This window comes from Limosilactobacillus sp. C0001E2 (assembly GCF_056590915.1).
The window spans coordinates 225,921-235,882 of record NZ_JBWPXC010000004.1 but is presented as its reverse complement, the minus strand read 5'-3'; the positions used below and the strand labels follow the sequence as shown (position 1 = coordinate 235,882).

The following is a 9,962-nucleotide window of genomic DNA, read 5'->3' as shown; positions in this document are numbered from 1 at the left end:
TTTTTGCTTTGATCTTCCGATCAAAGACCCTACACATTTGATTCGTCGAAACTTTATTCAGTTTTCAAAGGTCTACCATGTTATTTACAAGAGCGGAATAACAATTAAATATTAACATATCATCTGTTAGCTGTCAATAGTCAATAGTTAATTTTTATAATTTAAAATTACTATCAAGGCTTCTTTTAACAGACAACTATTATAGTTTACTAAACTATAATATTAATGTCAACAACAATTTTTAAATTTTGAAATTGGCATCTCGTTATCATTGCGACAACGGTTATATACTATAAATTACTCACTAGTGTTTGTCAACAAAATATCATAAACTTTTTTAAGCTTTTTTCGATTTAGAAAATCAAGCTTAAATTCAAATATGAACTTTTAATCATTAAAAATGGCGATGCAAATAAGCAGCGCCATTTTATTCTAACTTAATTGATCTTTACTCGATTTAACATTAGTGACAAAGTAACCACAGAAACAGAACTAAACGCCATTGCCAGCGCCGCTATTTCTGGACTCAAAACCAATCCAAAACCAGCAAATAACCCAGCCGCAATCGGAATGCCTACTACATTATAAATTAGTGACCAGAAAAGATTCAGCTTGATCCGCTCAAAAGTCTTCCGACTGATTTCTAATGCCTTAACTACTCCTAAAAGGTCATTTTGCACTAACACAATTTCACCAGACTCAATCGCAATATCGATTCCTGAACCCATCGCTATTCCAACGTCTGCTTTTGCTAACGCTGGCGCATCATTAATACCATCACCAACAAAAGCAACCTTGCCACTGTTTTGCTCCTGCGTCACATAGTCTGCCTTTTCGTTTGGTAATACTTCTGCAATTACCTTTTGAACTCCTACTTGTCGACCGATTGTCGTAGCCACCGTTTGATTGTCTCCCGTTAACATCACCGTTCGTAACCCACGAGCATTTAATTTTTGAATTGCTTCAGCACTCGTCGGCTTAGGTGCATCTTGAATTGCAATCAATCCCACTACTTGCTTTTTTAGCGAAACGGCTACCACAGTCTTAGCCTCTGATTCAAGTTTCTTCCAACGATCTTTCAAATCATCACTCAATCGACTGACCATCTCTCGACGACCAACAAATGCAAGTTCACCCTTAATCATTCCCTGAACTCCATGACCGCGGACTGCTTTAAACTGATCGACCGGAGCGAATTGAATCTGTGTCTCCTTTGCTTTTCGAACGATCGCATCCGCTAACGGGTGTTCTGAAGCCTGCTCAAGACTCCCGGCAATTTGTAAAGTTAATCTTTGATCGCCAACCACATCCGTTACAACTGTTTTACCAGTAGTAATTGTACCAGTCTTATCGAAGATCACCGCTTTTAGTTGATCAACAATTTCTAAGGCTTGTCCTTCTTTAATTAAAACTCCTAGCTTAGCCGCACGTCCAGTTCCAACCATCAACGCAGTCGGGGTCGCTAGACCTAACGCACAGGGACAAGCCATTACAATTACCGATACCGCATACAGCATCGCCTGAACCAGTGAGGCATACAAAAAAGTTGTCCAGATTGTAAAAGTTAGAATCGCGATAATTAGAACTGCCGGAACAAATAACTGTGAAATTTTATCCGTTAAATTTTGAATTGGTGCCCGACTCGTCTGTGCCTTCTTTACCATTTCAACGATTTGCGCCAGCATAGTTTCTTGGCCCACCTTAGTAACACGCACTGCCAAGCGTCCTTCACCATTGACGGTCGCGCCAACAACCTGATCATCAGGCCGCTTACTAACCGGCATACTTTCTCCTGTAATCATGGATTCGTTAACTGTTGACGAACCACTCGTTACAATCCCATCAAGCGGGATCTTTTCACCTGGTTTGACGAGAACTTCATCGCCAACTTTAACTTGTTCAATTGGGGTAGCGATATATTGACCGTTTTTATGAACTAAGGCGTGTTTAACCTGTAAATCCAACAACTTTGCTAGTGCATTTGACGCCCGCCGATGCATTCGCTCTTCCATCAAATCGCCGAGCAAAACAAAAACAGTAATGAAGGCAGCACTTTCAAAATAAACCGGTCGGCCTGTAGTCATGGCAAAAATGCTATACCCATAAGAAATCAGCGTTCCAATTGCAACTAGGGTGTTCATATTTGCATTATGTCTTAAAAACGCTGCCCATGCGCTAACCCAATACGGCCACGCACCAACAACCATAACTACTGTCGTCACTATAAATGCCATTGCTTCATAGTGGGGAATCATGAAGTGGAAAGGCATCAAAATCATTTGAATTAACAAAGGGAGGCTGAATATTAATGAAATCCAAAACCGTTTCTGTATGTTAAGCCGCATTATTTAACAACAACCTTTCCGTGAAACATATTCATCCCACAAGCAAAGTCAACGTTACCAGCTTGGTCAGTAGGAATATTGATACTAGTCACCTTTTGCTTTGTTAGATCACGATCGACTCCCAATTTATCAAAGACCACATGTGAGAGACAGGCGGTTGAATCCTTCATTTCAAAGTTAAGTGTTGCTGGAACTCCCTTTTTCAAAATAATGGTTTCTGGAGAGTATCCACCTTTAACCACCACTGTTGCCTCTTGATGGTTATTTTGGGCTTGGGCAGTTTCAACCGCCTGTTCATGTTTACCAAAGAACCACCAAATAATTGTCCCAATTAATAGAACCGCAATCACTAAAATCATCATTGTTTGCATCGCTCTCGCCATCCTTTTCGTTTACGCGTGTAATCTTAATTTGTATTATTAGTTTAGTTCCAGTGTTTACGTTTGTCAACACCAAGCCAATAAAAAATGACCAAGCACCTGCTCAGTCATTTTTCTTCTATAAATAGTGATTATTAATTATTTTTGACCAGTTAATTCTTCAACTGATTTAAAGGTCCCTGCAAAAATGGTATCCAGATTTTGCTTAGGCGCTGTTTGTTGATAGTAAAGTGCTGTTGCTGCATAAGTTACCGGCAACCAAGCCACTACCCCAAGAAAAGCAACGATAAAGCCAAACCAAATCCAGAAGTTAGTGGCAGTGTAAATACCATAGTAACCAAGGCCACCAAAGATGGCAAGCCAAACGACAATTGGTAACACAATCGTGATAACTGCAATTAGCAATAGGTTCCACTTTAAGCCGCGCATAAACCGCTTACTTGCCGTTAAAGCATGCCGCATTGATTGTCCCAGAAATTCAGGGCGCTGGTCATTATATAAGAAATAAGCTTGAGAATATTGCAATGACTTCCAGATCACCAAAAGTAAGTTCAATCCGCGGCAGGTAATAACGACCGCCTGATTACGTGCAAAAATTCCCGCAACAATATCCAATGGGAGCGTCCACAGGAACATGAACAGGCCGATATACAATGCCAGACGCCATAGTTGGTTTTTGTTCAGCCGCTTATATTGCGCCCAAATGCTCGTTGCCGTCACCTTGGTATCTGTGTTACGAAAACGGGCAACATACGCATATTGAATTGCTGCTTGAATAAATCCATAGAAAAAATTCACTGCTAGTATGAGCACTAATGCAACCAACAATTCTAATAATGCTAGTCCGATTGCGCCAGCTGAAGTCATACCATACATAACCATCATGATGTTCATCATAATTGAACTTGCAATCCCTTGGAAAAAGAACATCAAGATTGCACTGAGGGCGATAAAAATAATAAAGAAACCACCCACTGGCCACAGAGCGTTAAAGTATTCGCCCTTCATGCTGGACCTTAATTCAGCAATAAAACCTTTTAAAGAAACTTTTTTCATTCTTTTCTCTCCTCTTAACATTTCGCAAAACTATGCTTTATCATAGCACAAGCTAACAAACTTAACATAACAAAACACGGCTGATTTCTCAACCGTGTCATGATTGTTTTAAATAAATTTCGTATTTTAATCACAATTACTTTTGCTGATCAGCGCAATACTTCGCTAGCCGCGTCATTGCTTCTTTGATTTTATCCAGCGCTGTCGCATAGCTAAAACGAATGTAATGTTCCCCGCCCTTACCAAAGTAAGAGCCTGGCGTTGCGGCTACTTTAGCTTTCTTAGCCATATCATAGGCAAGCTGCTCATCATCTTGGTCTAGAAAACCAGGAATCCGAGCAAAGATATAAAATGCTCCTTGAGGTGCCGTGCACTGCCACCCCATCTTCGATAGCGCTGACTTCATTACATCCCGACGTTTTATGTACGCCTCTTCCATCGGTCGATAATCTTCACGGCCGTTTGTTAGAGCCTCTTGGGCTGCATCCTGAACAAAAGTGGCCACGTCTGTCACCGCAAATGCATGAACTTTAAAGATATTCGCTACAACATCCTTTGGTGCCGCCAAGTAGCCAACTCGCCAACCAGTCATTGCATAGCTCTTAGAAAGTCCGTTGACTAGAATTGTCTGTTCCGGTAATGACTTGGTAATGGAAGCAGCTTGACCATCGTACCAAAGTTCACTGTAGATTTCATCCGCTAGAATAAAGATGTTCTTGCCCCGTACTAAATCAGCAATTGCATCTAATTCCGCTTGATTCATCGCCACTCCCGTTGGATTAGATGGGTTAACTACCACAACGGCCTTAACCCGATCACCATACTTAGCCAAATAAGGTTTTAAAATTTCTGGAGTGAGGCGGAAGTTTGCAGGTGAAGTGTCGACTTCCACGGGTGTTCCGCCAGCAATGGCCACGTCAGCAGTATAAATCGAAAACGTTGGTGTCGGCACTAATACAACATCACCCGGATTAACAATTGCATTCAATGCCGCAAACGCTCCTTCGTTGACCCCATTCGTCACCAAAATTTGCGTCTGAGGGTCATAATTAACTCCCGTCGTGTCCTTTAGATAGTCACTCACTGCTTTTAATAAGCCAGCAGTTCCACGTTGTGGAGCATAATGAGTATGATTATTCTCAATCGCTCGGATTCCCGCCTGTTTAATATGTTCCGGCGTATTGAAGTCCGGTTCACCAATCGTTAACTGAATAATGTTATCAATCGTGCTCGTAAATTGAGAAAAATCAAAAATCTTTTGACTCGGCACATTTTGTAATGAATCACGCATGTGTTTACTCATTTCAACCATTAATAACGACCCCCTCGGTAGAATAAATTACTAACCACTACTATTATTATAAAGCAAATCCTTTTTCGTTGACAAAAAAGGGCTTATAATTGACTAAAATCGTTTTATAAGTACTCTATCAGGAAAGGATGTCTTATTATGTGTACTGCAATGAGTTTTACTGTGGCTAATCATCATTATTTTGGCCGCAATCTGGATTTAGAATTATCATACGGCCAACAGGTGGTGATTACACCACGTAACAAGCCGTTCAATTTTCACGAAGTTGATGATCTTAATCAACATTATGCCTTAATCGGGGTTGCTGCTGTGATGAATGACTATCCCTTATACTTCGACGCTGCCAATGAGCACGGACTAGCAATGGGTGGCCTTAATTATCCTGACAATGCTTTCTACGCTGACAGCAAAGCTGGGGCCAAAAATGTGGCCTCCTTTGAATTAATCCCATGGGTTTTAGGTCAATGTGCAACTGTTGATGAAGCTAAAAAATTATTAACGAATGTCAACGTTACTAACCGGCAATTCAGTCCTGACTTGCCGGCTTCTCCATTACACTGGTTAATTGCTGATCAAACATCCGCCATTGTCGTTGAAAGCGATCGCGATGGTGTCCATGTTTATGACGATCCCGTTGGTGTATTAACTAATAACCCTTCATTCCCCAAGCAACTCTTCAACCTCAATAATTACCGTACTTTATCAGCTAACACCCTTGCAAACACCTTTTCTGACCAAGTCAACTTAACTGATTACAGTCGTGGATTAGGTACTCGTAACCTCCCTGGTGGAATGGATGCTGAAAGTCGTTTTGTTCGGGCTACCTTTAATAAATACAATGCCAACTGGCCAGAGCATGATGAAATTGCCAACATTACTCAATTATTCCACGTAATGCATTCGGTCGAACAGCAAAGCGGTCTTGACCAAGTTGCAACTAACCCCGCTAAGTTTGAATACACAATTTACACGGTCGGCTATGATCTAGATGAGGGAAGCCTTTACTACACAACCTACACCAACAATCAAATCAACTGTGTGGATATGAATAAGGTCGACTTAGCTGGTGAGCAATTAACTTCTTACCCATTTATTAATCAACAAGCAATCAATCATGTGAACTAAAATCTAAAACACCTGATCCACAAATAGGGTTCCAACGCTCGGTAAGACCGAACTTCTGGAACCCTATTTTGTTTTTTATAAGATGGGCGACAATAACCGTGAGAAGTACTCTTTAAATTGGTGCCATCTGGTTTGTTGATCAAAGTATTCCGGCGTCAGTCGTGTGGATTGTTGTAAATCTTGTTCAAATGCGTCCCGCAAGCGTTCCGCTAACTCATGACTATAAGTAAAGGCATTCACTTCAAAATTCAAACTAAAGCTTCGATAATCCATATTGGCTGAACCGACCGATGCTAACGTGCCATCAGCCACCATGGTCTTGGCGTGAATAAAGCCATGATCATACTTATAAACTTTAACCCCGTTATTAACCAGGTACTTAGCATAATACTCCGTGGCCCGGTAAACAAATGGATGATCAGGTTTACATGGAATCATCACGCGCACGTCCACTCCACTGTGGGCCGCAATGATTAACGCTTCTAGAACTGCAGGTTCCGGGATTAAGTACGGCGTTTGAATATAAACATACTGCGTTGCTCGACTAATGAGGTTTTCATACCCTCGCCGAATCGCAAATCGTTGATTATCCGGCCCTGATGAAACAATCTGCATTGGAACAAATTCATGACGTTGCATGTCTTCACTCGTTGGGCGCTTAATTGTAAAACTTCCTAAAGTATGATCTAGATTCATTTTAGGGAGTCGAGAACGTCGGCAACTAGTATTCCAGTCCATTGCGAACCGCACTTCCATAATCTGAGCTGCCTGACCAGCTACCCGCAGATGAGTATCCCGCCAATACCCGAACTTGGGGGCCAGACCGAGGTATTGATCACCAATATTAAAACCACCAATATAACCGACTTGATGATCAATAATTACTAACTTACGGTGTAAATGATAGTTCATCCGCGGGGTCATAAACCAATGTGCTGGAGCTGAAACGAATGGTTGGGCATCACCGCCCAGTTCCCGTAAGTGTGCAAAAAAGCTTGGCTTGGTCCCACGCGAACCACTTGTATCATAGAGAACACGGACTTTAACCCCACGACTCGCAGCCTTTTCTAAAGCCTGTAAAACCCGGTTTCCTAAACCATCATCATAAAAAGTATAGTATTCCAGGCTAATCATGGATTGAGCATGATTAAGATCATCAATTAGGTGGGCAAACTTAACGTGCCCGTCAGTAAATAATTCCACTTGATTATCAAACGTAATTAAAGATTCACTATTATTTAATAGTGCCTGGACCATCATCCGGTCCTTAGTATGTTTGACGGCCGCTGGTAGGAGACGATGCTTATTAATTAACCGATGCTGTTTTTTTTAAAATGTTCTTGAACCTTTTGGTCTTCTGCACGCATCGTAAAAATATCGTCCTGGGAAAGCTGACGACCAAAGATCAAATAAATAATAAAGCCAACTACCGGAAAGACCGTCAATACTAGCAACCATGCCCAGGTGGAAGCAATATCCCGGCGACTACGGAAAACCGTCCAAATCGCAAACCCAATATTAATCAGCCATAATACTTCGATTACTCGTCTAATGACATCCCATGTCCAAACCATTTTTCTGCTCCCTTCGGCTCGATTGAACCATTTGCAAAATAAAAGGCTGAGTTAAGACCCAGCCTTTTATTATTACTCATCAACATTAGTCGATGTCGTACTTTTCCTTATCCAACACATTTAACTTGTCGTCGAAGGTGTAAACAACTGGTTGGCCAGTTGCCATTTCCAAGTTCATGATGTCTTCATCAGAGATTTGTTCAATGTACTTGGAGAGCGCACGTAATGAGTTACCGTGTGCTGCAATAATAACGTTCTTGTTATCCAAAAGCTTTGGCGCAATTTCATCTTGCCACAATGGAATAACCCGTTCCAAAGTAACCTTTAAGTTTTCACCACCCGGAATTGCCCGTGGGTCTAAGTTAGCGTAACGACGATCCTTAGCAGCAGAACCTTCGTCATCTGCCCCCAGTAATGGTGGTAAAACATCGTATGAACGACGCCAAATGTGGACTTGTTCGTCACCGTACTTTTCAGCAGCCTTCTTCTTATTGTGGCCTTGAAGTGCACCGTAGTGACGTTCGTTTAAACGCCACGTCTTAAATTCTGGGATCCAAAGTTGATCACATTCTTCAAGAGCGTAGTGCAGAGTCTTGATTGCCCGCTTCAAAACTGAAGTATAGGCGTAATCAAATTGCAAGCCATGTTCAGCAATCGCCTTACCAGCAGCCTTGGCTTGTTCAACACCCTTTTCACTTAAATCAACATCAACCCAACCAGTAAATTGGTTTGAAAGGTTCCATTCACTTTGACCGTGACGAATCAATACTAATTTAGCCATGTCCAATTGACCTCTTTCTTCTTAAATCTCGCAATAAAAATGCATTACCCCAATATTTTAATCCATTCGGAAATAAATTCCAATAGGTAGCAAGTGGTTGACCCAATTTTTATTTACACCTGCTTACTAGAGTCCAGCTTTAGTCCCAATATCATGGCGGTAATAACATTGTTGTAAATGGCGTTGGTCAAGGTACTGGTAGACCTGATCATGTGCCGCTTGCAAAGAGTCGGCCATCGAAAGAACCATCAATAGACGACCACCCGCACCTCGCAAATGATTAAGATCACCCTTCACATTAGCATAGTCAATTACTATCCCGTTCATAGCCGGTAATTTTGCTAGTGGTTGTCCATGAACAGGCTTTTGCGGATAGCCTTCCGCAGCAACTACAACCCCAAAGGTCGCTTGTTCACTAACCTGAATCTCAGGTAATGGCTCATCTTTTAATGCAGCATCAACTAATTCATATAAATCCGTTGTTAAGCGGGGTAAAATAACTTGGGTTTCCGGATCCCCTAATCGAACGTTATACTCAATGACTTTCGGCCCTGCAGCGGTCATGATTAAACCAATGTAAAGAATCCCATGGTAGTGATAGTCCCCAGCAACCAATCCCTGGACCGTGGGTTTTACTACTTCGTCAATCATCCGTTGATAATCAGCCTTTGCTAATTGGGGAAGCGGGCTATAAGCGCCCATTCCACCAGTATTTGGTCCCCGATCACCATCATAAGCTCGTTTATGATCTTGAGCCATTGGTAAAATCCGATAATGACCATTACTCAAGGCAAAAAAAGTGAGTATTCAGGTCCCACCAAACATTCTTCGAGTACCAGTCGTGATTGACCATTGGCAAACATTTCTTCAACCGTTCTCACTGCTTCTGCACGATCCCGAGCAATTACTACTCCTTTACCGCCTGCTAAACCATTTTCTTTGATGACTAATGGAAAGCCAAATTCATCTAGCCCCTTTAGTGCCGCTGTTTGGTCACGATAACTATGGTGTTTTGCCGTTGGAACCCCATAGTGATCCATAAAATTCAAGGCATAATCTTTCGATCCTTCTAACTGGGCAGCGCGTGCGGTGGGACCAAAAATCTTGAGACCAGCCGCATGAAATTCATCAACAATCCCTTCCACAAGACTATCCTCAGGTCCCACAAAGGTCCAAGCAATCTCATGGGTCTTAGCAAAGTCAATCAATTGAGGGAAATCATTTTCTGCAATGTCAACCCGTTGGACACCTACAGATTCCATCCCGACATTGCCTGGAGCACAGTAAACCTGTTGCACATGGGTACTCTCTTGCAATTTCTTGGCAATGGCAAATTCACGGCCACCTTCACCCACTACTAATACATTTTGTTGTTGCGTCATCCGGTTC

The 9,962-nt window shown here is 41.9% G+C and carries 6 protein-coding genes and 2 pseudogenes; 1 reads left to right on the top strand and 7 read right to left on the bottom strand.

Translation table 11 applies throughout. The features are described from left to right. Positions 1 to 437: 437 nt before the first annotated feature. The 4 genes from AC1EKL_RS06235 to AC1EKL_RS06220 form a co-directional block, all read right to left on the bottom strand. Positions 438 to 2,345: a copper-translocating P-type ATPase gene (locus tag AC1EKL_RS06235; RefSeq protein WP_480190244.1), complete on the bottom strand. Its 1,908-nt coding sequence runs from the start codon at positions 2,343 to 2,345 to the stop codon at positions 438 to 440. Then, positions 2,345 to 2,716 carry a cupredoxin domain-containing protein gene (locus AC1EKL_RS06230; protein WP_480188917.1) on the bottom strand — a complete coding sequence of 124 codons (372 nt, stop codon included), beginning with the start codon at positions 2,714 to 2,716 and terminating at the stop codon, positions 2,345 to 2,347. The genes AC1EKL_RS06235 and AC1EKL_RS06230 overlap by 1 nt, the downstream gene beginning before the upstream one ends. Before the next feature lie 147 nt (positions 2,717 to 2,863). Further along, positions 2,864 to 3,781 (bottom strand): hypothetical protein, encoded by a 918-nt coding sequence (locus AC1EKL_RS06225; RefSeq protein WP_480188916.1) that lies wholly within the window; start codon positions 3,779 to 3,781, stop codon positions 2,864 to 2,866. Between the two features lie 136 nt (positions 3,782 to 3,917). Beyond that, positions 3,918 to 5,093 (bottom strand): pyridoxal phosphate-dependent aminotransferase, encoded by a 1,176-nt coding sequence (locus tag AC1EKL_RS06220; RefSeq protein ID WP_480188915.1) that lies wholly within the window; start codon positions 5,091 to 5,093, stop codon positions 3,918 to 3,920. Positions 5,094 to 5,231: 138 nt separating this feature from the next. Between AC1EKL_RS06220 and bsh the strand changes: the two genes are divergently transcribed. Beyond that, complete coding sequence (gene bsh / locus AC1EKL_RS06215) at positions 5,232 to 6,218, top strand: choloylglycine hydrolase (RefSeq protein WP_480188914.1); 987 nt, start codon at positions 5,232 to 5,234, stop codon at positions 6,216 to 6,218. Positions 6,219 to 6,293: 75 nt separating this feature from the next. Here the strand turns inward: bsh and cls are convergent. The 3 genes and pseudogenes from cls to purD form a co-directional block, all read right to left on the bottom strand. Further along, positions 6,294 to 7,792, bottom strand: a pseudogene (gene cls / locus AC1EKL_RS06210) (cardiolipin synthase). An 85-nt stretch (positions 7,793 to 7,877) separates the two neighbouring features. Then, the gene (locus tag AC1EKL_RS06205) at positions 7,878 to 8,573 is read right to left on the bottom strand and encodes a 2,3-diphosphoglycerate-dependent phosphoglycerate mutase (protein ID WP_006917583.1); all 696 of its coding nucleotides are present in this window, start codon (positions 8,571 to 8,573) and stop codon (positions 7,878 to 7,880) included. Between the two features lie 126 nt (positions 8,574 to 8,699). Beyond that, positions 8,700 to 9,955, bottom strand: a pseudogene (gene purD / locus AC1EKL_RS06200) (phosphoribosylamine--glycine ligase). Between the last annotated feature and the right edge of the window lie 7 nt (positions 9,956 to 9,962).

Bases quoted from the DNA above. Each gene is read 5' to 3' on its own strand.
- AC1EKL_RS06225 (WP_480188916.1), bottom strand. From the start codon at position 3,781: ATGAAAAAAGTTTCTTTAAAAGGTTTTATTGCTGAATTAAGGTCCAGC.
- AC1EKL_RS06205 (WP_006917583.1), bottom strand. From the start codon at position 8,573: ATGGCTAAATTAGTATTGATTCGTCACGGTCAAAGTGAATGGAACCTT.
- AC1EKL_RS06235 (WP_480190244.1), bottom strand. From the start codon at position 2,345: ATGCGGCTTAACATACAGAAACGGTTTTGGATTTCATTAATATTCAGC.
- AC1EKL_RS06230 (WP_480188917.1), bottom strand. From the start codon at position 2,716: ATGCAAACAATGATGATTTTAGTGATTGCGGTTCTATTAATTGGGACA.
- AC1EKL_RS06220 (WP_480188915.1), bottom strand. From the start codon at position 5,093: ATGGTTGAAATGAGTAAACACATGCGTGATTCATTACAAAATGTGCCG.
- bsh (WP_480188914.1), top strand. From the start codon at position 5,232: ATGTGTACTGCAATGAGTTTTACTGTGGCTAATCATCATTATTTTGGC.